The sequence below is a fragment of the Kitasatospora sp. NPDC097643 genome (assembly GCF_040302625.1).
GTDB lineage: Bacteria > Actinomycetota > Actinomycetes > Streptomycetales > Streptomycetaceae > Kitasatospora.
This window is the reverse complement of sequence record NZ_JBEOSA010000021.1, coordinates 18,548-39,529: the sequence shown is the minus strand read 5'-3', so window position 1 is coordinate 39,529 and position 20,982 is coordinate 18,548. Positions and strand designations below refer to the sequence as shown.

Genomic DNA, 20,982 nt, shown 5'->3' with positions numbered 1-20,982 from the left:
CCGGCGGGTCGCTGGTCCACGCTGTGATGAAGCCGTGGTAAAGACCTGCCGATGGCCGTGCGCGCCGCGACCGGGGTGCGGGAGGCGCACCAGCGGGCTTGCCCGCTAGCGGGCTTCCTGGTGCAGCGCGGTGAGTCCGCCGGCCGGACGCTCGGGGGCCGGCGGCGGGGTCGCGTTGCGGGTGGCGGCCACCGGGCGGGCCGGGAAGTCCACCGGGATCTGCGCGGTCATCGGGACCAGCCCGCCGCTGCGGCCGGAGCTCCCGCTGCCGCCCGAGCCGCTGACCGGGCTGACCGAGGTGCCGTGCTGGTCCTCGCCGAGCGTGGTGAAGCCGCCGACGCCGCCGAGCGTCACCGCGGCGACCGAGAAGGCGCCCGCGGCGGCGAACACGAACCGGCGCCCGCGCGGCGCGGTGGAGCGCACCTCGACGGCGGCTGCGGCCGGCTGCGGCCGGACGGCGGCCGCCGGGTGGGCCTGGGCCTCGGGACGGCCGGTGCGCCGGCCCATCAGCGGCCGCAGCACCGCGCCGCCGCGCCCGAACGCCCGCGGGTCGACCCCGGGCACCGGGGTGCCGGCGCCGAGCGCGCCCGCGCCGAAGGAGGCTCCGGCGCCACGGCCGAACGAGCCGCCGGTGAGCCGGCTGCCGCCGAACGTGCCGGGGGCCGCGATCCCGCCACCGGGCAGGTCGTCGTCGTCACGGCCCGGTCCGCTCCGGTCGGCCGGCCAGTCACCGTCCGCCGGACCGTCCTCGGGAAGGGCGCCCACGGCCATCAGCCGGGCCATCAGCCCGGTGGACGGGCCGGGGGTCCCGGTGCGGGTCAGCAGGTGCTTGACGGCGCGGCCCTCGTCCGCCTCGGCGAGGCACTGCGGACAGGTCGCCAGGTGGGCCTGGACCCGCTCGCGCGAGTCGTGGCCGAGTTCGCCGTCCACGAAGGCGGAGAGCCGCTCGCCGAGGTGGTGCTCCTCGACCGGCTCGGCGGGGCGTACGGCGACCGCGCGCAGCTCGGACTCGCCCGGCAGCGGGGCCGCGGGCGGTACCTGTGCGCCGGGCTCGTCACCGCCGCGGCGGCCGGGCAGCGCCCAGCCCCGCCGGGCGCCGGACCGGCCGGGTGCGTCCGGCTGGCCCGGGCCTGATCGGCCGGTTCCGCTCACGATCGCCTCCGTCCGCGCCCACCCGGCGCCGCCGCGCCCTCGCCGGCGGCCACGCCGACCGGCACCGGCTCCTCCGAGCCGCCACGGCGCTCACGGCCGGGGGCCGAGCCGGGGGCGCGGTGCTTGAGCGCGGCGCGCAGGTGCGAGCGGCCGCGGTGGATGCGGCTGCGGACGGTACCGAGCTTGACGCCCAGCGTGGCGGCGATCTCCTCGTAGGACAGGCCCTCGATGTCGCAGAGCACCACGGCGGCGCGGAACTCCGGGGCGAGGGTGTCCAGGGCCTGCTGTACGTCGGCGTCGAAGTGGGTGTCGCTGAAGTGCTGGGCCGGGCTGGGCTCGCGGGAGGCGAGCCGCTCGGCCGCGTCCTCGCCGAGCGCGTCGAAGCGGATGCGCTGGCGGCGGCGGACCATGTCCAGGAACAGGTTGGTGGTGATCCGGTGCAGCCAGCCCTCGAAGGTGCCGGGGGTGTAGGTGGACAGCGACCGGAAGACCCGGACGAAGACCTCCTGGGTGAGGTCCTCGGCGTCGTGCTGGTTGCCCGTCAGGCGGTAGGCGAGGCGGTAGACCCGGGCGCTGTGCGCCTCGACGATCTCCTCCCAGGAGGGCGGAGTCCAGGTCTGCGCGTCGGGGCCCTCGGTGAACGTGGCGAGGGCGGGGGCCTCGGTGGTACCGGCGGCCGGCGCCTCGGCGGCGGGCTGGTCCATGTCGGTGTGCGCAGACTGGTTCATCACGGGCTTCGGCGTACGGGCCGACGAGGTGCCGCGGATGTGCCGCCGCACGGGGACGTCGCCCTCGGCCACACCTCCTCGGTCGGCTCTTCTGCCCAGCAGGGCCACCACCATATCCACCTCACCCGTCAAGCCCGGATAAAAGTGCCCGGGAGGTCTCCCGTACCCGGTCCTCCTTCACAACGGCCCGCCGCCGTACGCGGTTCCCGGTCGGCCAGTAATCTGTGGCAGGAAATATCGACTTCCCCCGGCACCGGGCCGCCACCCGGGGCTCCGAAAGAGGCAGCCATCAGCGAGTTCGGGCCCGCGCGCGCGGCTCTCGCCGACACCTACGTCGGCGAGGACGCGGTGCTGACCTACGCCCGGGCGCAGTCCGCGCGCACCGGGATACGGGCGATCGGGCCGAGCGGCGGGGCCTGTCTGCGGCTGCTGGCGGCCGCGCTGGACGCCAAGGCGGTGGCCGAGATCGGCACCGGGACGGGGGTGTCCGGGGTCTACCTGCTGCGCGGGATGCGTCCGGACGGCGTGCTCACCACGGTGGACTCGGAGCCGGTACGTCAGCAGCTGGCCCGCGAGGCCTACCAAGCGGCCGGGTTCGCGGCCAACCGCTCGCGGTTCATACCGGGCCGGGCGCTGGAGGTGCTGCCGAGACTCGCGGACGGCCAGTACGACCTGGTGTTCTGCGACGGCGATCCGGCGGAGTCCCGGGAGTACCTCGCGGAGGCCCAGCGGCTGCTCCGCCCGGGTGGCATGGTCTGCTTCGAGGGGGTCTTCCAGGAGGGCCGGCTGGCCGAGCCCGAGTTGCAGGACCCGCAGACGCACGCCGTGCGGGACCTGGTCCGGGACGTCCGGGAGAGCGAGGCGCTGCTGCCGGCGCTGCTGCCGGTCTCGGACGGGCTGCTCTGCGCCGTCAAGCGCTGAGGGCCGTCAGCACGGAGACGCGGAGACGCGGAGGCACGGACGCACGGAGGCGCCAAAAATCGCGGGGCCCGGGCCGACGTGACGTCGTACCCGGGCCCGGCAGCACATCTCCAGGAGATGGCGAGCACCCGCTGCGGTCAGCCGCAGGCCTTCTTCAGGGCCTCGCCGAGGGCGTCGGCCTCGTCAGGCGTGAGCTCCACCACGAGGCGTCCGCCGCCTTCGAGCGGAACGCGCATGATGATGCCCCGCCCCTCTTTGGTGACTTCGAGCGGGCCGTCACCCGTCCGCGGCTTCATGGCCGCCATGCTCGTTCCCCTTCCTGCAACCGCTCAGCTACGCACCGGCAGTCCGTCCACCGCCGGTATCGAACGCATTGATCGGAAGCCATTATCCCGCATGCCACGGCCTGATGACCAACATCACTCTCGGTGCAACCTCGGCCGGACCGGCCCCAAGCGCCGCAATTCCCGTCATAAGCCCCGGCGCGGCGGTGCTGTGCACGCCACCGGAAGGTGCGATACCTCACACTCCACAGCCGGCCGTCCCCTCCGGCATCCTGGCACACGACCGAGATCGCGAACGATCCCAAGGGAGCCCCTCGCCCATGTCCGATTCCGTGCTGTACGAGCTGGACGGCGGCCTGGCCGTCATCACCATCAACCGCCCGGAGGCGATGAACGCGCTGGACGTCGCGACCAAGGTCGCGCTGCGGGACACCATGGCCGAGGCGGCCGCCGACCCGGCGGTGCGGGCGGTGCTGCTGACCGGGGCGGGCGAACGCGCGTTCTGCGTCGGGCAGGACCTGAACGAGCACCTGACGATGCTCAAGCGGGCCGAGGAGACCGGCGAGGGCGCGCTGCGGACCGTCGCCGAGCACTACAACCCGCTGGTGCGGGCGCTGGCCGGGATGCGCAAGCCAACCGTCGCCGCGGTCGGCGGGGTGGCGGCGGGCGCGGGCGCCTCGCTGGCCTTCGCCTGCGACTTCCGGATCCTCTCCGAGCGGGCCGGCTTCAACACCGCGTTCGCCGGGATCGGCCTGACCGCCGACTCGGGCGCCTCCTGGACGCTGCCCCGGCTGGTCGGGCACGCCAAGGCGACCGAACTGCTGATGCTGCCCCGGACGGTGAAGGCCGTCGAGGCGATGGAGCTGGGCCTGGCCACCAAGGTCGTCCCGGCCGAGGAACTGGCCGCCACCGCGCGGGTGTTCGCGCGGGAGCTGGCCGAGGGCCCGACCGTCGCCTACGGCGCCATCAAGGCGTCGCTGGCGTACGGTGCTTCGCACTCGCTGGACGAACTGCTCGACAAGGAGGACGAGCTGCAGACGCTGGCGGGCGAGAGCGAGGACCACCGGATCGCGGTCCGCGCCTTCATCGCCAAGGAGAAGCCGAAGTACCTGGGCCGCTGAGCCGCCGGCCGCCGACCCCCTGCCGCCGACCCCGGCCGCTGACCGCTGACCGCTAGCGCTTCCCCGCGGTGCGGACGTGGCAGTCCGCCAGGTGGTCGTCGACCAGGCCGCAGGCCTGCATCAGGGCGTAGGCGGTGGTCGGGCCGACGAAGCGGAAGCCCGCCTGCTTCAGCGCCTTCGCCAGCGCCGTCGACTCGGGCGTGACGGCCGGCACCTCCCCCAGCGTGCGGGGGGCCGGCCGGTCCGGCTCCCCGGCGAAGCGCCAGATCAGCGCGTCCAGGCCGCCGTCCAGGTCGCGGGCGGTGCGGGCGTTGGCGATGGCCGCCTCGATCTTGGCCCGGTTGCGGATGATGCCGGGGTCGGCGAGCAGCCGCTCGACGTCGGCCTCGCCGAACTCGGCGACCCTGGCGATCTCAAAGCCGGCGAACGCGGCCCGGAAGCCCTCGCGGCGGCGCAGGATGGTCAGCCAGGACAGCCCGGACTGGAAGGCCTCCAGGCAGACCCGCTCGAACAGGGCGTCGTCGCCGTGCACCGGGCGGCCCCACTCGGTGTCGTGGTAGTGCCGGTAGTCCTCGGTCGACTCCCCCCAGCCGCAGCGGCGCAGGCCGTCCGCACCGAGCACCGCGCCCTCCGCCAGGGCGGTCACTGGTCGGTCACCGGCTTGGTGTCCTCGGGCCGCCCGCCCTGCGGCACGGCGTCCTCGGGGGTCTTGGCGAGCACGACGGTCGGCTCGACCACCTTCGCGAACTCCTCCAGGCCGGGCAGCGGCTCGGCGCCGGTGTCCGGGCCGGTGGTCGCCTCGACGGCGCCGCGCAGGTGGGCGGCGGCCTCCAGCTCGGCGATCCGCGAGTCGCGGTAGGCGAGTTCGGCGCCGAGGCGGTCCAGGACGTCGTCCACCTCGTCCATCCGGTAGCCGCGGACGGCCATCGGCAGGCGCAGGTCGTCCACGTCCGTCTTGTTCAACGGACGGTCCTGCGGCAGGCGCGCGGAGATGCGGTCCTGCACCGCCTCCGGCAGCGAGCCGCCGCCGCCGAGCGCCACCAGCGCGGCGCCGCCGACCACCACGGCCATGGCGACCACGATCACCCAGAACACGAGCTGTCCTCCCGACTTCCCGGCCGGCCGCTGACGAAGTGGGATCATGGTCCCTAGTGAGGCCGGGGGCCATCATCGCACCCGCAGCAGTCGTGGAGGAGACATCGGTGGCACTGCGCCTGGGACCGCGCGAATTCGGTGACGACGAGCTGGTGATCATGGCGATCGTCAACCGGACCCCGGACTCGTTCTTCGACAAGGGGGCCACCTTCGCGGACGAGGCCGCGTTCGCCGCCGCCGACCGGGCGGTGGCCGAGGGCGCGGCGATCCTGGACATCGGCGGGGTCAAGGCCGGGCCCGGCGACGAGGTCACCGTCGAGGAGGAGCTGCGGCGCACCGTGCCGTTCGTCGCCGAGTTGCGCAAGCGCCACCCGGAGGCCGTGATCAGCGTCGACACCTGGCGGCACGAGGTCGGCGAGGCGGTCTGCGAGGCGGGCGCGGACCTGCTGAACGACGCCTGGGGCGGGGTGGATCCGCAGCTCGCCGAGGTCGCCGCGCGGCACGACGTCGGGCTGGTCTGCACGCACGCGGGCGGCGCCGAGCCGCGCACCCGGCCGCACCGGGTCGGGTACCAGGACGTGATGGCGGACATCCTGCGGGTGACCGTCGGGCTGGCCGAGCGGGCGGTGGGGCTGGGCGTCCGGCGGGACGCGGTGATCATCGACCCGGGGCACGACTTCGGCAAGAACACCCGGCACTCGCTGGAGGCGACCCGGCGGCTGCCGGAGATGACCGCGACCGGCTTCCCGGTGCTGGTCTCGCTCTCCAACAAGGACTTCGTCGGGGAGACCCTGGACAAGCCGGTGGACGAGCGGCTGCTGGGCACCCTGGCGACCACCGCGGTCTCGGCCTGGCTGGGCGCGCAGGTCTACCGGGTGCACCAGGTCGCCGAGACCCGGCAGGTGCTGGACATGGTCGCCTCGATCCGCGGCACCCGCCCCCCGGCGGTCGCCCGCCGGGGGCTGGCGTAGGAAGCGGATCCTAGATCTCGTCCACCGGGCGCCGGGCGTCCGCGAGGATCTTCATGACCTCGTCGATCTCGTCCGTGATGTGGAACAGCTCCAGGTCGTGCGGGGCCGCCTTGCCCTGCGCGACCAGGGTGTTCTTCAGCCACTCGAAGAGGCCGCCCCAGTAGTCGGTGCCGAAGAGGATCACCGGGAACCGGGTGACCTTCTTCGTCTGGACCAGGGTGAGCGCCTCGAACAGCTCGTCCAGCGTGCCGAGCCCGCCGGGGAGGACCACGAAGCCCTGGGCGTACTTCACGAACATCGTCTTGCGGACGAAGAAGTAACGGAAGTTCAGCCCGAGGTCGACGAACTCGTTGAGGCCCTGCTCGAAGGGCAGCTCGATGCCGAGGCCGACGCTCAGGCCACCGGCCTCGGAGGCGCCCCGGTTGGCGGCCTCCATCGCGCCCGGGCCGCCGCCGGTGATCACCGCGTAGCCGGCCTCGGCCAGGGCCCGGCCGATGGCCACGCCGGCCTCGTACTCGGGTGAGCCGGCCGGGGTCCGGGCGGAGCCGAACACGCTGATCGCGGGCGGGAGTTCGGCGAGCGCGCCGAAGCCCTCGACGAACTCGGAGGTGATCCGCAGCACCCGCCACGGGTCGGTGTGCAGCCAGTCGGTCGGACCGGTGGTGTCCAGCAGGCGCTGGTCCGTGGTGCTCGTGCCGACCTGGTCCCGGCGCACCAGCACCGGGCCCTTCTGCTTCTCGGGCCAGGCCTTCTTCTTCCGCGGCACGCCGACCTGCTCGGGGCCGTGTCCGTACTGCTTTTCGTCTCCTGTGCCTGTCATGACGAAACCCTACGCCCGCCTTCCCCCGTTTTCAGGCAACGGGGGAAGGTCGGTTGGACGACCGGAGGGTTGCGTTCAGCCGCTGATCGGATCAGCTGCGGATCAGCTGGTGAGCCAGGCCCGCAGCCGCTCCTCGACCTCGGCGATGGCGCTCAGCGAGCAGTGCTCCTCCCGCTTGTGCGCGAGGTCCGGGTCGCCGGGGCCGTAGTTGACCGCCGGGACGCCCAGGGCGCTGAAGCGGGCGACGTCGGTCCAGCCGAACTTGGCCCGGGCCCGGCCGCCGGTGGCCGCCAGGAAGGCCTTGGCGGCCGGCTGGGACAGGCCGGGGAGCGCGCCGGGGGCGTAGTCGGTGACGGTGACCTCGAAGCCGTCGAAGACCTCGCGCACGTGCTTCTCCGCCTCCGCCTCGCTGCGGTCCGGCGCGTAGCGGAAGTTGACCGTGATCACGCACTCGTCCGGGATCACGTTGCCGGCCACGCCGCCGTCGATCCGCACCGCGTTCAGGCCCTCCCGGTACTCCAGGCCGTCGATCTCCACCCGGCGCGGCTGGTAGTCCGCGAGCCGGGTGAGCACCTCGGCGGCGTGGTGGATGGCGTTGTCGCCGAGCCAGCTGCGGGCCGCGTGGGCACGCACGCCGGTGAGCCGGATCTGCGCCCGCAGGGTGCCCTGGCAGCCGCCCTCGACCATGCCGCCGCTCGGCTCCATCAGGACCGCGAAGTCGGCGGCCAGCCACTCCGGGCGCTCCCGGGCGAGGTGGCCGAGGCCGTTGCGGTGGGCCTCCACCTCCTCGCAGTCGTAGAACACGAAGGTGAGGTCGCGGTTGGGCTCGGTCAGGGTGGCGGCGAGCCGCAGCTGGACGGCGACGCCGGACTTCATGTCCGAGGTGCCGCAGCCGTAGAGCAGGTCCCCGTCGACGTACGAGGGCAGGTTGTCGGCGATCGGCACGGTGTCCAGGTGCCCGGCCAGCACGACGCGCTCGGCGCGGCCGAGGGTGGTGCGGGCGACGACGTTGTTGCCGTACCGGTCGACGGTGAGGTGCGGGTAGGCGCGCAGGGCGGCCTCCACGGCGTCGGCGATGGCCTGTTCGTCGCCGCTCACCGACGGGAAGTCGACGAGCCGCGCGGTCAGCGTGCCGCCGTCGAGAGTGAGGTCCAGGGGCGTCTGGTTCGGGCTGCTCATGGCGCCAGCCTAAGGCGTCGGATGTGTCGTCGGTGTGGTCGTCCTGTGACACGGATCGGCAACCACCGGCGCCGCACATCCGTCCGAGTGGGTACGGTGTCGGATCAAGACGGCAGGCACGAGAGGGGCGACGGTGGCCAGGAGAAGGAGCGACGAGGAGCCGGGCGACGAGCTGGCTCCACCTCGCCGCGGGCCGCTGCGCGCGCTGTTGCTCGTACTCGTCGGACTGCTCGGTCTGGCGCTGGTCGCCGGGGCGGCCGTGGTCGGCATCTGGTGGTTCGGCTTCCGCGAGAGCGAGGCGGAGGGCTGCTCGGTGAAGACCGCGACCGGCAACGGGACGCTGGAGATCCCGCAGGCCGCCAACGCCGCGACGATCGCCGCGGTGGCGCGCTCGCGCGGGCTGCCGGACCGGGCGACCACGATCTCGCTGGCCACCGCGATGCAGGAGTCCAAGCTGCGCAACCTCGCGGGCGGCGACCGGGACTCGCTCGGCCTGTTCCAGCAGCGTCCGTCGCAGGGCTGGGGCACCCCCGAGCAGATCCAGGACCCGGTCTACGCGACCAACAAGTTCCTGGACGGTCTGGTCAAGGTGCCCGGCTACACCCGGCTGCCGCTGACCGACGCGGCCCAGGCGGTGCAGAAGAGCGGCTACCCGCAGGCGTACGCCAAGCACGAGACCAAGGCGACGCTGCTCACCTCGGCGCTGGCCGGGCGCGAGCCGGGCTCGTTCTCCTGCGTGGTGCACGACTACGCCAAGCCGGACACCGACGGCGAGTCGGCCTCGCCGGGCGCGGGCGCCTCCGCCACCCCGGCCGCCGCGCCGGACCGGGCCCAGGTGCTGTCGGACCGGGTGCGCCGCGAGTTCGGCCGGACGGTCACCCCGGCCACCGGCTACACCTCGACGATCAAGGGCGCCGAGAACGCGGTCTCGCTGACCCCGGACCCGGCCACCGCCGCGCTGACCTCCTCGGCGGACGCGGGCCCCGACGGCATGAGCGCCGAGCGGGCGAGCGGCTGGGAGGTCGCCCACTGGGCGGTCGCCCAGGCCCAGCAGCTGGGCATCGCGACGGTCGCCTACGACGGGAAGATCTGGCGCAAGAGCAAGTCGGAGGACGGCTGGCAGCCGCAGCCGTCCGGGACGTCGACCAAGCTCGTTCAGGTCACCCTGGCCGCGTCCGGCAAGGGCTGACGCACTGACGTACGGGTTGCCGCCGGACGGGTGAATCCGGTCAACTTTCGTGGACCGGGCACCCGTTCCGGCACCCCCGGGTGGAGAACCGTCACTTCCCTTGCCCGGGGCCGGGTCCGCGCCGCCCGACCGGCTCCGGAGGTGACCTCCCTCGCGGTCATACGATCCGATGGTCAGTCGGAAACTTTCCTTGCTCCGGCCGAAACCTTCTGGCTTCTCAAACGGTAACCACGTCGTCCGCCCGGCGGACGGGACGGACCCAGACCCTTCGAGGAGCCCCATGTCTCACCCCCTCACGCGCCGGATCGCCCAGGCCGCGCTGCTCGTGGCGGCCGGAGCGACCCCGCTGGTCGCCGCCGGCTCCGCGTCCGCCCTGGGCGGCGACGCCCTGCTGCCCAAGAGCGACCTGGCCGCACCGCTCGGCCAGCTGACCAACACCGACACCGGCTCGACCGTGCAGCACACCACCCACCAGCTGGGCCAGGCCACCGGCACCACCGGTGCCGCCACCGTCGCCGCGGGCGTACCGGCCGCCGCCGACGCCACCGGCAGCATCGTCGCCCACCAGCTCCCCGAGGCAAACGAGAAGGCCGGCTCGCTGACCGCCCCGGTCGACCAGAGCGCCGCCACCGCCGGCCAGCTCTCCGCCATCACCCCGAAGGTCGCCTCCGCGCTGGCCGGCAAGCTCGGCGAGGCCGTCACCGGCAAGGGCGCGGGCACCCGCAGCGCCGCCGCCAGCCCGGTCGGCGGGCTCGCCCAGACCGGCTCGGTCACCCAGGGTCTGCCCGGCGCCGGCCAGCTCTCCAGCGCCGTCCCCAGCACCAACGCCGTCACCGACGCGCTGCCGCTGGGCTCCGTGGAGCGCGCGCTGCCGGCCGGTCTGCCCGGCACCGACGTCCTGGGCCTGGCCGAGCACGGCTCCGCCAACCGCCTCGGCGGCGCCGACCTCGGCCCGAACAACCCGCTGTCCGGCCTCACCGGCGCGCTCGGCCCGGTCGGCGGCCTGCTGAACGGCGTGAACGGCGGCAGCCTCAGCGGCCTGCCGCTGTAGGCCCGCGCGAGCATGCGGAAGGGGGCCGGTCGGCGACCGGCCCCCTTCCCCGTGCCGCGGACTAGCGCGCCGCGTTCAGCCGGGCCACCGCCGAGGCGACCCGCTCGTCGGTCGCCGTGAAGGCCACCCTGACGAAGCGGTCACCGGCCGGGCCGTAGAAGTCGCCGGGCGCCACCAGGATGCCCAGCGCGGCCAGTTCGGCCACCGTCTCCCAGCACGGACGGTCCTGGGTCGCCCACAGGTAGAGGCTCGCCTCCGAGTGCTCGATCCGGAAGCCGTACGCCTCCAGCGCCGTCCGCAGCGCCGCGCGGCGGGCCGCGTAGCGCTCCCGCTGCTCGGCCACGTGCGCGTCGTCCGCCAGCGCGGCGACCGTCGCCGCCTGGACCGGCGCGGGCACGATCATGCCGCCGTGCTTGCGCACCTCCAGCAGCTCCTTGACCACCACCGGGTCGCCCGCCACGAAGGAGGCGCGGTAGCCGGCCAGGTTGGAGCGCTTGGAGAGGGAGTGGACGGCCAGCAGGCCCTCGTGGCTCCCGCCGCAGACATCCGGGTGCAGGACCGAGACGGGCTCGGCGCTCCAGCCCAGCTCCAGGTAGCACTCGTCGCTGACCAGCAACGCCCGGTGCTCCCGGGCCCACGCGACGGCGCGGCGCAGCTCGTCCTCGCCGAGCACCCGGCCGGTCGGGTTGGACGGCGAGTTCACCCAGATCAGGCGCACCCGCGAGCCGTCCAGCTCGTCCACCGAGTCGTACTCGACCGGCTCGGCGCCGCACAGCCGCGCACCGACCTCGTACGTCGGGTAGGCCAGCCGCGGGTAGGCGACCTGGTCACCGGGGCCGAGGCCGAGCTGGGTCGGCAGCCAGGCCACCAGTTCCTTGGAACCGACCGTGGGCAGGACGGCCTGCGGGCCGATCTCGGCGCCGCAGCGGCGGCGCAGCCAGCCGGCGATCGCCTCGCGCAGCTCGACCGGGCCCCAGACCGTCGGGTAGCCGGGGGTGTCCGTGGCGGCGGCCAGCGCCTTCTGGATCACCTCGGGGACCGGGTCGACCGGGGTGCCCACCGAGAAGTCGCAGAGCCCCTCCGGGTGGGACAGGGCGGTCGCCTTGTAGGGCTCCAGCTTGTCCCAGGGGAACACCGGCAGGAGGTCGGAAACGCGGCGCGCCGCCCCCGGGTGACCCGGGAACGGCGCGTGCGTGCTGTCGTTGGTGCTCACAGCTCAGTTGCCACCGATCGTCAGTGCTCGGCGTTCTGCGGCGGCAGCGCGGCGATGAACGGGTGGTCCCGCTCGATCAGGCCGAGCTTCGAGGCGCCACCGGGCGAGCCGAGGTCGTCGAAGAACTCGACGTTCGCCTTGTAGTAGTCCTTCCACTCCTCCGGAGTGTCGTCCTCGTAGAAGATCGCCTCGACCGGGCAGACCGGCTCGCAAGCGCCACAGTCGACACACTCATCCGGGTGGATGTAGAGCGATCGCTCGCCCTCGTAGATGCAGTCAACCGGGCACTCTTCGATGCACGCCTTGTCCTTGACGTCGACACAAGGCTGCGCGATGACGTAGGTCACGCTGTCGTTCCTCCTCGGAAGGGCCGTTGTCGGCCCGTTCTGTTCTACTCGCGTGCGCGGTGAGCGCGGCGTCGTCGATGCCCGCCCCTAGTATCGCGGGTCAGAGACCGCAAATGCACAGGAGGTGCCCAGATGACGGCTGGCGGGCCGGTCCAGGAGCGTCCGGAGGTCCGGATAGATCGCTCTGACGTGGGACGACGCGTGTCCGTTCGACGCCTCGACGGGTTCGTGGACGACCGGCCGGTGTTCCGGGATTCGATCGGCGTGCTCACATCGTGGGACGATCTTGGGTTGACGGTGGTCCCGCGCGGCGGCGTTCCGGTCTCCTTCGCCGAGAAGCTGCTGGTCGCGGGCAAGGTGGTGCCGCTCTTCCCGGCCCGGCGCGCCCCGCTGCCGTCCGCCACGCCCGTCGAACTCCAGCGCACCGCCGCCCGCGGCTGGCCCGCCGTCGAGCAGGAGCCGCTCGGCGAGTGGACGCTGCGCGCCTCCGCCGGGTTCACCCGCCGGGCCAACTCCGTGCAGGCGCTCGGCGACCCCGGGCTGCCGCTGCCCGAGGCGCTGGCCGCCGTCCGCGCCTGGTACGCGGAGCGCGCCCTGCCCGCCTGGTTCGAGGTGGTCACCCCCGGCTCGCCGGACGGGCTGCGCGCCGAACTCGACCGGCTGGGCGCCGGCCACGCACCCACCCTGGTGCGCACGGCCCCGCTGGCCGGGATCGCCAAGGCCGGCGCCGGGCACGACCGGGTGCGCCTCGCGCGGACCGCGGACGACGCCTGGATGTCGCTGTACGGGCGGCTGGCGCCGGACCCGGCGGTGGTCGAGGCCGCCCGGCAGGTCCTGCACGGCGGGCCCTCGGTCTGGTTCGCCACCGTGCCCGGCGCCCCCGGGCAGCCGCCGCTGGCGATCGGACGCTGCGTCATCGACGGGCCGTGGGCCTGCTTCGGCGCGGTCGAGGTCCAGCCGTACGCGCGGCGGGCCGGGCTGGCGACGGCCGTCATGGCGGTGCTCGCCTCGCGCGCCGCCGAGGAGGGCGCCACCGGCGGCTACCTCCAGGTGGAGGCGGGCAACGACGGTGCGATCGCGCTCTATGACGGGCTCGGCTTCACGACCAGTCACACTTACCACTACGCCCTTCTCCCCCAGGGGTAGCCGGGGCGCCGTCCGCCCGCCCGTCCGCCGTTCGTCCGCCCGCCGTTCGTCCGCCCGCCTGACCGCCCGCCGTTACGAAAGCCGTCGCCGTCACCGTGACCGAGCAGAGCAGAGACCGCTTCCGGACCGCCGCCCGTGCCGAGCACCCCGACCCGGTGCTGCTCTGCCTGCTCGCCGCCGCCGAACACGGCCCGGTCCTCGACCCGGACGACCCGGGCGAACCGCCGAGCGTGGACACCCTGCTCGCCGCCTGCGAGGCCGCGCTCGACCGGCACGCGGCCGCCGTCCGGCTCGCCGTCGCCGAACGCGCCCCGGCCGGGCCCGAGGAGACCGCCGCCCTGCTCGCCGCCGTGCTCGGCGGGCGGGAGCGGTTCCACGGGCGGCAGTCCGACTACCGCCGGCTGGAGTCCTCGCTGCTGCCCGAGGTGCTGCGGCGGCGGCGCGGGCTGCCGATCATGCTGTCGCTGGTGTGGATGGCGGTCGGCCGGCGGGCCGGGCTCACCGTCCACGGCATCGCGCTGCCCGGGCACTTCATCGTCGCGGTCGGCGGCCCGGCCGGCGGCGAGGACTACGTACTGGCCGACCCGTTCCACGGCGGGCGGCTGCTCGACCCGGAGGACGCCGAACGCCTGGTCCGCTCCACCGGGCACGAGTTCGCCCCCGCCCTGCTCACCCCGGCCCAGCCGCTCGACGTCGTCCTGCGGGTCCTCGGCAACATCCGGGCCTGGGCCGCCGACCGACCCGAACACGCCCGCACCCAGCTCTGGGCCACCGAACTCGCCCTGCTGCTGCCCCGCCACCCCGCCCAGCTCCGCCTGGAACGCGCCGAACTCCTCGTCCGGACCGGGGACTTCCTCGGCGGCTCGGCCGAGATGGACGACTACGCGCGGATCCTGGACGCCTTCGACCCGGACGCGGCCGCCAAGGTCCGCCAGGAGGCCCGGGCGGCCCGGCACCGGCTCAACTGACTCACAACCAGCCCTTCTCCCGGGCGATCCGGACCGCCTCGGTGCGGTTGCGGGCCTCGGTCTTCTGGATCGCCATGGAGAGGTAGTTGCGCACCGTCCCCTCCGACAGGTGCAGCCGCCTGGCGATGTCCGCGTTCACCGCCCCGTCGGCCGCCGCGCCCAGCACGTCCCGCTCGCGCGCGGTCAGCGGGTTGGCGCCCTCGGCCAGCGCGGCCGCCGCCAGCGCCGGATCGATCACCCGCTCCCCGCGCAGCACCCGGCGGATCGCCTCGGCCAGCTCGGAGGCCGGCGCGTCCTTCACCAGGAAGGCGTCCGCACCCGACTCCATCGCCCGCCGCAGGTAACCGGGCCGGCCGAAGGTCGTCGCGATCACCACCCGCGTCCCCGGCGCACTGCGGCGCAGCTCGGCCGCCGCCTCGATGCCCGTCATCCCCGGCATCTCGATGTCCAGCACCGCGACCTGCACCCCGTGCGCCAGCACCGCCGCCACCACCTCGTCACCACGACCCACCTGGGCCACGACGTCGATGTCCCCCTCCAACCCGAGCAGCGCCGCCAGCGCCTCCCGGACCATCCCCTGGTCCTCGGCGAGCAGCACACGGATCGAGGCGCCGTTCTGAATGTCACTCATGGCCACGACCTTAGAGGGGAAGGGCCCTGAGCCCCCGCCAGGGCCGGACGCAGCCACCCGGCCCACCCGGTACCCGGCCCCGCTGTCCGCGATCACCCCGAGGCGGTGGTTCCCGGGCAGCCGGGGAGCGAGGGGACGGGGCCGGCCAGTGGGGCTGGGGCGAAGTAGCCCACGGTGCAGGGCGGCGCCGCCGAGGGGGCGGGTGCCGAGCCGAGGGTGAGGGCGGCGAGGGTGAGGGCGGCGAGCAGCGCGGCGGGCTTCGGCATGTCCCCCATCGTCGCGTGCGGCCGTCGTTCCGGCGCGGCAGCCGCGCCGTCCGGCGACCGCCTACGGGGTGGTCGAGGTCTCCGGGCTGGCGGGGGCCGCGACCGTGCGCAGCGGGACGCTGGCCCGCAGGCGGAAGCCCCGGCCGCGCTCGCCGGGGCCGGTCTCCAGCCGTCCGCCGACCAGGGCGAGCCGCTCCTGGAGGCCGGAAAGTCCGTTCCCCGGCTGGGACTTGCCGGGCCCCCGTCCGTTGTCGACGATCTCCAGGACGGCGTACCGCTCGCCGTCGTCCTCCCAGCTCCGGTCGGCGGTGACGGTGCACCGGGTGGCGCCCTCGCCGTGCCGGACGATGTTGGTGACGGCCTCGCGCAGCGCCCAGGCCAGCGCGCCGGCCTCCTCGTTGGCGAGCCCGGGCCAGGCGTCGACCAGCTCGGGCGCGGCCTCCAGCTCCACCTGGGCGGCCGCCAACGCGGTACGGGCGGCGGCGAGTTCGACCGGCAGGGTGGGCCGGCGGAAGCCGGTCACCGCCTCCCGGACGTCGATCAGCGACTGCCGGGCCACCTGCTCGATGTCGGCGACCTGCGCCCGGGCCGCCTCGTCCTTGCCGGCGTCCATGAACCGCCCGGCGAGCTCGCTCTTCAGGGTGATCAGCGACAGCGAGTGCCCGAGCAGGTCGTGCAGGTCCCGGGCCAGGCGCAGCCGTTCCTCGGAGGCGGCCAGGTGGGCGACGGCGGCACGGGCCTCGCGCAGCTCCTTCATGGCGGTGACCAGCCGTTGCAGGCCCGCCATCGCGATGCCGGAGAGGAAGGCGCTGAGGGCGAAGGTCGCGATGTTGTCCGCGCCCGCGTGGACGAGCACGCCGACCCCGGCGGTGAGCGCGGCCGTGCCGGCGAGGGCGCGCAGCACGTAGCGCGCGGGCGTGATGATCGCGAGGCAGACCGCGGCGTAGATGAACAGGGTCAGGAAGGCGGTGCCCAGGACGAAGGAGGCGGCGACCGCGAGCCCGACCATCGCCACGACGATCGCCTGGCAGGCCCGCGGCCTCATCCCCGCCTGCGAGCGGAAGATCACCAGCAGGACGTAGGCGGCCACGAACCCGGCCAGGCAGCACCAGCCGAACACCTGGCCGGCCACGCTGTGGTCCCCGTCCAGCAGGCTGCCCACCGGGTAGGCCAGGTAGAGCATCCACAGCAGCATCCAGGCGACCTTGACGAGCAGCTGCCGCCTGGTCTCCACCGGGGAGCCGGGGACGTTCATGAACGACGCGCGCGCCGGCCCCACCTCCGGGTGTTCGTCGGGTCGGTGGGGCTGGTACGCGTCACTCATGTCGATCATCATGCCTGCCGGGTGTCGCGGCGGTACAGCGTGGCAGCGGCGGCGGCGAACACCGCGAGGAAGGCGGCCAGTCCGGCGACGGCGACGGTGTCCAGGGAGTGCCCGGGCTGGGTGAAGGTGGCCAGCTTGTTGTACAGGTACACCGGGTTGAACTGCGCGAACTTCTCCAGCGATCCGCTCACCGGGAACCACGTGCCGCCGAACAGCGCCATCACCATGTAGGCGATCATCACGACGGTCTGCACCGAGTCCGGCGCGGTCGCGTACCCGAGCGCCACCCCGAGCGCCGCGAAGACGAAGCTGCCCAGCCACAGCGCCACCAGCAGGCCGGTCCACTGCGCCGCGCTCAGCGAGACGCCCTGGGTGGCGCCGATCGCGAAGACCACCAGGATCGCCGGCAGCGTGGTCACCGAGCTCGCGGCGATCTTGCCGAGGGTGTACGCCCGGCCGGGCAGCGCGGTCAGCCGCAGCTGCCGCACCCAGCCGCTCTTGCGCTCCAGCGAGATCCGCTGCGCGCTGCCGGAGAGCACCCCGCCGACCGCGCCGAAGGTGGCCATCGAGACCATGAAGTACGTCTTCACGGGCAGGCCGCCGGCCAACTCGGTGGAGCCGTAGGCGTGGATGAAGAAGAAGTACATCAGCGCCGGGTAGGCGATGGTGAGGAGCAGGTAGCGCCGGTTGCGGAGGGTCCGCAGGATCTCCAGCTTGATCAGGGTGGTCATCGCACGGTCTCCTTCAGCGCGTCCTGGTGGTCCTGCTCGCCGGTGATGGTCAGGAAGGCCTGCTCCAGGCCCAGGCCGGTGACCTCCAGCCCGCGCGGGTACAGGCCCGCCCGGTAGAGCCCGGCGACGCTGGCGTCGGCGTCCGCGGTCCGGAGCCGGACCGTCCGCACCCCGGGCACCCGGGCGGTGACGTCCAGGGACTGCACGCCCGGCAGGGCTCGCAGCACCCGTTCGTCGAACTGCCCCTCCCCGTCGTGCAGTTCGAAGGCGACCCGGCGGGCCCCGGCGCGCGCCTTGATCTCGGCGGAGCTGCCGTCGGCGATCAGCCGGCCCCGGTGCAGCACCAGGACCCGGTCGGCGATCGAGTCGGCCTCCTCCAGGTAGTGGGTGGCGAACAGCACCGTGCGCCCGGCGTCGGCCTGCGCCCGCATGCTCGCCCAGAACGCCTGCCGGACGGTGACGTCCATGCCGGTGGTGGGCTCGTCCAGCACGATCAGGTCGTTGTTGCCGGCGATCGCCAGGGCGAAGCGGACCCGCTGCTCCTGGCCGCCGGACAGCTTGTCGACCCGGCGTTCGGCGATCTCGGTGATCCCGGCGTCGGTCAGCACCCCCGCGACCGACCGACCGCGCGGGTGCACGTCGCAGGCGAGCCGGACCAGCTCGCGGACCTTGACCTCGGCCATCAGCCCGCCGCTCTGCAGCATCGCGCCGACCCTTCCGGCCGCGATCGCCTCCCGCGGGGCGCCGCCGAACAGCGTGACGCTGCCCTGGTCGGGCTCGCGCAGGCCGAGCAGCAGGTCCAGGCTGGTGGATTTCCCGGCGCCGTTCGGGCCGAGCAGGGCGACGGTCTCGCCCGGCCTCAGCACGAGGTCCAGTCCGTCCACGGCGCGGACCCGCCCGTAGCTCTTCCCGACGCCGCGGAACGCGGCCACCTCGGTATCCATCGCTGCACTCCTGTTCCCCGGTGGTGTGCGTCCGGTGCCGTTCGCACCACCTCAGAGTCCCGCGCGGCCCGGGTGCGGCGGCAGTGCCGGCCGTCGTGCCTTCGACATGACGGATGTCATGCCGGCGGCCGGTACCCCCGTCAGGGGCACCGGCCGCCGGAAGGGCTGGTCAGCCGGGTGTCACGCGCCGAGTGCGCGCTTGACGAAGTCGACCTGGAGCAGCAGCAGGTTCTCCGCGACCTCCTCCTGCGGCGTCATGTGGGTGACGCCGGACAGCGGCAGCACGGTGTGCGGGCGGCCGGCGGCGAGCAGCGCCGAGGAGAGCCGCAGGGTGTGCGCGGCCACCACGTTGTCGTCCGCGAGGCCGTGGATGATCATCAGCGGCCGCTCCAGCCCGGCGGCGTAGCCGGTCAGCGAGTTGGCCGCGTACACCTCGGGCCGCTCGGCCGGGTGGCCCAGGTAGCGCTCGGTGTAGTGGGTGTCGTACAGCTCCCAGTCGGTGACCGGCGCCCCGGCCACCGCCGCGTGGAAGACGTCCGGGCGGCGCAGCACGGCCAGCGCGGCGAGGTAACCGCCGTACGACCAGCCGCGGATGGCGACCCGTCCGAGGTCCAGCGGGAACTCCTCGGCGAGCGCCTGGAGCGCGTCCACCTGGTCGTCCAGGGTGGCACCGGCGAAGTCGAAGGCGATCGACTTCTCCCAGGCCGGGCCGCGCCCGGGGGTGCCGCGCCCGTCGGCGACGACCACCGCGAAGCCCTGGTCGGCGAACCACTGCGAGTTGAGGTGCGGGTTGTGCGCCTGGACGACGCGCTGGCCGTGCGGGCCGCCGTACGGGTCCATCAGGACGGGCAGCAGGCCGTCCCGCTCGCGGTCGTAGCCGGTGGGCAGGAAGACGGCCGCGGGGATGCGGCGCTCACCGGCAAAGCGGAAGACCGGGCGGGCGGTGATGACCGGGGTCTCGGCGTACGAGGCGATGGTGGCGATGTCGTCGACGACCACGCCCTCGGGCAGGTCGCGGGCGACCTTGACGAGCGTGCCGGGCAGGTCCGGCTCGGCGGTGGCGCGGACGGTGATCCCGGCGGCGTGCACGGCGCTGGTGACGGAGGTGAACGGCCGGCCGTTGGCGGACTCCCAGCCGAGCCGCTTGCCGTCGTGGCTGATCCGGCCGACGGCGATCCAGCCGGGCTCGGGGTCGGTCTCCCCGGCGCCGCCGGAGGCGGTGAAGAGCACCTCGTCGTCGGTGACCGCGACGACGGAGCGCAGGTGCAGGTCGGCCCCGGTGACGGCCTGGTCGCCGACGACCAGCGCGCGCACTCCGCCCTCCCGTCGCCCGCCACCACCCTTCTGAGGGGCTTCGCTCACCTCCTTGATGTCGCTGATCCGGACCAGCTTGCCGTCCGGGGTCCAGGCCGGGACACCGGGGAACAGCTCCAGCCAGGCCTCGTCCCGCTCCTCGACCAGCACCTCGGTGGCGCCGGTGGCCACGTCCAGGCCGAGGATCCGCTGGCTGCGCTGGTCGCGGGCCTGGACCAGCAGCAGCGGCACGCCGCCCTTGGACCAGTGCACCCGGGCGAGGTACGGGAAGGCGGCGCGGTCCCAGTCCACCTCGGTGCGGCCGCCGTCCAGGTCGAACACCCAGAGCCCGACCTCGGCGTCGGCGGTGCCGGCGGCCGGGTACGCGACCTCGGCGGGCTCGCGCTCGGGGTTGGCCGGGTCGGCGATCCACCAGCGGCGCACCGGGGTGTCGTCGGCGCGCTCGACCAGCAGCCGGTCGCCGTCCGGGGACCACCAGAAGCCGCGGTCGCGGTCCATCTCCTCCTGGGCGATGAACTCGGCCTGGCCCCAGGTGACGTTCGGGCCGTCGGGCTGGGCGAGGGCCCGGTCGGCGGTGCCGTCGGTGCGGCTGAGGCGCAGCTCACCGGCGGTGTTGGCGTACGCGACGTACCCGCCGTCCGGCGAGACCCGCGGGTCCAGCAGCGGGCCCTCGGCGGGCAGTTCGGCGGTGGCGCCGGTGGCCAGGTCGGCGGTGAACAGCCGGCCGGAGAGGGCGAAGGCGGCCAGTCGGCCGGCCGCGTCCAGGGCGTAGCCGACGATGCCGGCCGAGCCCTCGCGGCTGCGCTCGCGGCGGGCCTTCTCGGCGGGCGAGAGGTCCTCCTCGCCGCCGCCGAGCAGGACGGCCGGGTCGGCGGCGATCCGCTCCTCGCCGGTGGCGGTGTCCAGGGTCCAGAGCAGGTTGGCCCGGTCGGAGCCGGAGCGCGAGCGCAGGAAGACGACCCGGGAGCCGTCCGGTGCGACGGAGAAGGACCGGGGAGCCCCGACGGTGTAGCGCAGGGTGCGCGCGTACTGCCGGGGGAAGGTGTCCGCAGGGGTGTGGGAGGTCATGGCACCAGACCCTACGACCTCCAACTCCCGTTGCCGGGAGCCTGGTGATCACTCGTTCGGAGCATCGTCGGCAAGTACGCCCCAAAGAGGTCCGCACCCCCTCCGACCGGCCCATGCGCCCCACCGGTGCCACCGTGCCCCGGCGCGCGGAGACTCACCGAACGTAATGCTCCGCTCACCCATCGGGTATGACTGGTCAGGCGGGTGATCGTCGGGCCCGTCCCGGCCCCGGTCCCCCGTCGCAAGTCCCGCACCGTCCTACCGCCGCCTTCCCCAACGGGCGGCGCACCCGAAAAGGGGTGTGAGCCGACATGGCCATGAACATCTCCGCAGCCGTGCTGATGCTGGTCATCGTGGTGGTGCTGATCCGCCGCTCCGGCCTGAAGCTCGCGCACGCGATCATCTGCGCGCTGCTCGGCTTCTACCTGGCGTCCAGCTCCATCGCCCCGTCGATCAGCCAGGTCACCAGCAACCTCGCCGGGATGATCAACGGCCTGAAGCTCTAGCCCCCCGCCCTCC

23 protein-coding genes are annotated in these 20,982 nt (G+C 74.1%); 8 read left to right on the top strand and 15 right to left on the bottom strand.

The genetic code is table 11. From position 1 onward, the window contains the following. Positions 1–105: 105 nt before the first annotated feature. Complete coding sequence (locus tag ABTY15_RS16060) at positions 106–1,152, bottom strand: zf-HC2 domain-containing protein (RefSeq protein WP_350587452.1); 1,047 nt, start codon at positions 1,150–1,152, stop codon at positions 106–108. Continuing rightward, on the bottom strand, positions 1,149–1,880 hold the full coding sequence (sigE, locus tag ABTY15_RS16055; RefSeq protein WP_502893513.1) for an RNA polymerase sigma factor SigE: 732 nt from the start codon (positions 1,878–1,880) through the stop codon (positions 1,149–1,151). Before sigE ends, ABTY15_RS16060 begins: the two co-directional genes overlap by 4 nt. Before the next feature lie 288 nt (positions 1,881–2,168). Between sigE and ABTY15_RS16050 the strand changes: the two genes are divergently transcribed. Continuing rightward, positions 2,169–2,801, top strand: coding sequence for an O-methyltransferase (locus ABTY15_RS16050; RefSeq protein ID WP_350587536.1), 633 nt, complete (start codon positions 2,169–2,171; stop codon positions 2,799–2,801). A 137-nt stretch (positions 2,802–2,938) separates the two neighbouring features. Here ABTY15_RS16050 and ABTY15_RS16045 read toward each other — a convergent pair whose 3' ends face one another. Next, positions 2,939–3,106: a DUF3117 domain-containing protein gene (locus tag ABTY15_RS16045; protein ID WP_014137929.1), complete on the bottom strand. Its 168-nt coding sequence runs from the start codon at positions 3,104–3,106 to the stop codon at positions 2,939–2,941. Positions 3,107–3,405: 299 nt separating this feature from the next. Between ABTY15_RS16045 and ABTY15_RS16040 the strand changes: the two genes are divergently transcribed. Further along, positions 3,406–4,206, top strand: coding sequence for an enoyl-CoA hydratase-related protein (locus tag ABTY15_RS16040; RefSeq protein WP_350587450.1), 801 nt, complete (start codon positions 3,406–3,408; stop codon positions 4,204–4,206). Between the two features lie 52 nt (positions 4,207–4,258). Here ABTY15_RS16040 and ABTY15_RS16035 read toward each other — a convergent pair whose 3' ends face one another. Both ABTY15_RS16035 and ABTY15_RS16030 read right to left on the bottom strand, forming a co-directional pair. Next, positions 4,259–4,843, bottom strand: a complete 585-nt coding sequence (locus ABTY15_RS16035; RefSeq protein WP_350587535.1) for a DNA-3-methyladenine glycosylase I — start codon at positions 4,841–4,843, stop codon at positions 4,259–4,261. Positions 4,844–4,848: 5 nt separating this feature from the next. Further along, positions 4,849–5,349, bottom strand: coding sequence for a DivIVA domain-containing protein (locus ABTY15_RS16030; RefSeq protein ID WP_350587449.1), 501 nt, complete (start codon positions 5,347–5,349; stop codon positions 4,849–4,851). A 110-nt stretch (positions 5,350–5,459) separates the two neighbouring features. Here ABTY15_RS16030 and folP point away from each other — a divergent pair, with 110 nt between their 5' ends. Next, positions 5,460–6,272, top strand: coding sequence for a dihydropteroate synthase (gene folP, locus ABTY15_RS16025; protein ID WP_350587534.1), 813 nt, complete (start codon positions 5,460–5,462; stop codon positions 6,270–6,272). Between the two features lie 10 nt (positions 6,273–6,282). On the opposite strand, the gene ABTY15_RS16020 is transcribed toward folP, so the two are convergent. Continuing rightward, a complete protein-coding gene (locus tag ABTY15_RS16020) occupies positions 6,283–7,092 on the bottom strand; it encodes an LOG family protein (protein WP_350587448.1) in 810 nt (269 codons plus the stop codon). Between the two features lie 102 nt (positions 7,093–7,194). Then, positions 7,195–8,271 (bottom strand): succinyl-diaminopimelate desuccinylase, encoded by a 1,077-nt coding sequence (gene dapE, locus ABTY15_RS16015; protein WP_350587447.1) that lies wholly within the window; start codon positions 8,269–8,271, stop codon positions 7,195–7,197. 133 nt (positions 8,272–8,404) lie between these two features. Between dapE and ABTY15_RS16010 the strand changes: the two genes are divergently transcribed. Continuing rightward, complete coding sequence (locus ABTY15_RS16010) at positions 8,405–9,460, top strand: VldE C-terminal domain-containing protein (protein WP_350587446.1); 1,056 nt, start codon at positions 8,405–8,407, stop codon at positions 9,458–9,460. A 280-nt stretch (positions 9,461–9,740) separates the two neighbouring features. Further along, a complete protein-coding gene (locus tag ABTY15_RS16005; protein WP_350587541.1) occupies positions 9,741–10,511 on the top strand; it encodes a hypothetical protein in 771 nt (256 codons plus the stop codon). A 61-nt stretch (positions 10,512–10,572) separates the two neighbouring features. Here ABTY15_RS16005 and dapC read toward each other — a convergent pair whose 3' ends face one another. Continuing rightward, entirely contained in the window at positions 10,573–11,724 is a 1,152-nt protein-coding gene (dapC, locus tag ABTY15_RS16000) for a succinyldiaminopimelate transaminase (RefSeq protein ID WP_350587445.1), read from the bottom strand. A 20-nt stretch (positions 11,725–11,744) separates the two neighbouring features. Beyond that, on the bottom strand, positions 11,745–12,071 hold the full coding sequence (gene fdxA / locus ABTY15_RS15995) for a ferredoxin (RefSeq protein WP_030459925.1): 327 nt from the start codon (positions 12,069–12,071) through the stop codon (positions 11,745–11,747). A 132-nt stretch (positions 12,072–12,203) separates the two neighbouring features. Here fdxA and ABTY15_RS15990 point away from each other — a divergent pair, with 132 nt between their 5' ends. Together ABTY15_RS15990 and ABTY15_RS15985 are read left to right on the top strand one after the other, a co-directional pair. Continuing rightward, on the top strand, positions 12,204–13,217 hold the full coding sequence (locus ABTY15_RS15990) for a GNAT family N-acetyltransferase (RefSeq protein WP_502893507.1): 1,014 nt from the start codon (positions 12,204–12,206) through the stop codon (positions 13,215–13,217). A 95-nt stretch (positions 13,218–13,312) separates the two neighbouring features. Continuing rightward, positions 13,313–14,185 carry a SirB1 family protein gene (locus ABTY15_RS15985; protein WP_350587443.1) on the top strand — a complete coding sequence of 291 codons (873 nt, stop codon included), beginning with the start codon at positions 13,313–13,315 and terminating at the stop codon, positions 14,183–14,185. A 1-nt stretch (position 14,186) separates the two neighbouring features. Here ABTY15_RS15985 and ABTY15_RS15980 read toward each other — a convergent pair whose 3' ends face one another. The 6 genes from ABTY15_RS15980 to ABTY15_RS15955 form a co-directional block, all read right to left on the bottom strand. Further along, positions 14,187–14,816 carry a response regulator gene (locus ABTY15_RS15980; RefSeq protein ID WP_350587442.1) on the bottom strand — a complete coding sequence of 210 codons (630 nt, stop codon included), beginning with the start codon at positions 14,814–14,816 and terminating at the stop codon, positions 14,187–14,189. A 92-nt stretch (positions 14,817–14,908) separates the two neighbouring features. Beyond that, positions 14,909–15,082, bottom strand: coding sequence for a hypothetical protein (locus ABTY15_RS15975; protein ID WP_350587441.1), 174 nt, complete (start codon positions 15,080–15,082; stop codon positions 14,909–14,911). A gap of 61 nt (positions 15,083–15,143) precedes the next feature. Continuing rightward, complete coding sequence (locus ABTY15_RS15970) at positions 15,144–16,406, bottom strand: sensor histidine kinase (RefSeq protein ID WP_350587440.1); 1,263 nt, start codon at positions 16,404–16,406, stop codon at positions 15,144–15,146. 8 nt (positions 16,407–16,414) lie between these two features. Next, a complete protein-coding gene (locus ABTY15_RS15965) occupies positions 16,415–17,137 on the bottom strand; it encodes an ABC transporter permease (protein WP_350587439.1) in 723 nt (240 codons plus the stop codon). Continuing rightward, positions 17,134–18,081: an ABC transporter ATP-binding protein gene (locus ABTY15_RS15960; protein WP_350587438.1), complete on the bottom strand. Its 948-nt coding sequence runs from the start codon at positions 18,079–18,081 to the stop codon at positions 17,134–17,136. The genes ABTY15_RS15965 and ABTY15_RS15960 overlap by 4 nt, the downstream gene beginning before the upstream one ends. A 180-nt stretch (positions 18,082–18,261) precedes the next feature. Beyond that, on the bottom strand, positions 18,262–20,463 hold the full coding sequence (locus tag ABTY15_RS15955) for a S9 family peptidase (RefSeq protein WP_350587437.1): 2,202 nt from the start codon (positions 20,461–20,463) through the stop codon (positions 18,262–18,264). Positions 20,464–20,774: 311 nt separating this feature from the next. Between ABTY15_RS15955 and ABTY15_RS15950 the strand changes: the two genes are divergently transcribed. After that, complete coding sequence (locus tag ABTY15_RS15950; RefSeq protein ID WP_350587436.1) at positions 20,775–20,969, top strand: DUF2304 family protein; 195 nt, start codon at positions 20,775–20,777, stop codon at positions 20,967–20,969. The last annotated feature ends 13 nt before the right edge of the window (positions 20,970–20,982 follow it).

What these genes read in the sequence shown, in the direction of transcription:
- ABTY15_RS16040 (WP_350587450.1), top strand. Translation starts at nt 3,406, where the DNA reads ATGTCCGATTCCGTGCTGTACGAGCTGGACGGCGGCCTGGCCGTCATC.
- ABTY15_RS16005 (WP_350587541.1), top strand. Translation starts at nt 9,741, where the DNA reads ATGTCTCACCCCCTCACGCGCCGGATCGCCCAGGCCGCGCTGCTCGTG.
- ABTY15_RS15950 (WP_350587436.1), top strand. Translation starts at nt 20,775, where the DNA reads ATGGCCATGAACATCTCCGCAGCCGTGCTGATGCTGGTCATCGTGGTG.
- sigE (WP_502893513.1), bottom strand. Translation starts at nt 1,880, where the DNA reads ATGAACCAGTCTGCGCACACCGACATGGACCAGCCCGCCGCCGAGGCG.
- folP (WP_350587534.1), top strand. Translation starts at nt 5,460, where the DNA reads ATGGCGATCGTCAACCGGACCCCGGACTCGTTCTTCGACAAGGGGGCC.
- ABTY15_RS15990 (WP_502893507.1), top strand. Translation starts at nt 12,204, where the DNA reads ATGACGGCTGGCGGGCCGGTCCAGGAGCGTCCGGAGGTCCGGATAGAT.
- ABTY15_RS16045 (WP_014137929.1), bottom strand. Translation starts at nt 3,106, where the DNA reads ATGGCGGCCATGAAGCCGCGGACGGGTGACGGCCCGCTCGAAGTCACC.
- ABTY15_RS15970 (WP_350587440.1), bottom strand. Translation starts at nt 16,406, where the DNA reads ATGAGTGACGCGTACCAGCCCCACCGACCCGACGAACACCCGGAGGTG.
- dapE (WP_350587447.1), bottom strand. Translation starts at nt 8,271, where the DNA reads ATGAGCAGCCCGAACCAGACGCCCCTGGACCTCACTCTCGACGGCGGC.
- ABTY15_RS15980 (WP_350587442.1), bottom strand. Translation starts at nt 14,816, where the DNA reads ATGAGTGACATTCAGAACGGCGCCTCGATCCGTGTGCTGCTCGCCGAG.
- ABTY15_RS15965 (WP_350587439.1), bottom strand. Translation starts at nt 17,137, where the DNA reads ATGACCACCCTGATCAAGCTGGAGATCCTGCGGACCCTCCGCAACCGG.
- ABTY15_RS16030 (WP_350587449.1), bottom strand. Translation starts at nt 5,349, where the DNA reads ATGATCCCACTTCGTCAGCGGCCGGCCGGGAAGTCGGGAGGACAGCTC.
- ABTY15_RS15975 (WP_350587441.1), bottom strand. Translation starts at nt 15,082, where the DNA reads ATGCCGAAGCCCGCCGCGCTGCTCGCCGCCCTCACCCTCGCCGCCCTC.
- ABTY15_RS15960 (WP_350587438.1), bottom strand. Translation starts at nt 18,081, where the DNA reads ATGGATACCGAGGTGGCCGCGTTCCGCGGCGTCGGGAAGAGCTACGGG.
- ABTY15_RS16020 (WP_350587448.1), bottom strand. Translation starts at nt 7,092, where the DNA reads ATGACAGGCACAGGAGACGAAAAGCAGTACGGACACGGCCCCGAGCAG.
- ABTY15_RS15955 (WP_350587437.1), bottom strand. Translation starts at nt 20,463, where the DNA reads ATGACCTCCCACACCCCTGCGGACACCTTCCCCCGGCAGTACGCGCGC.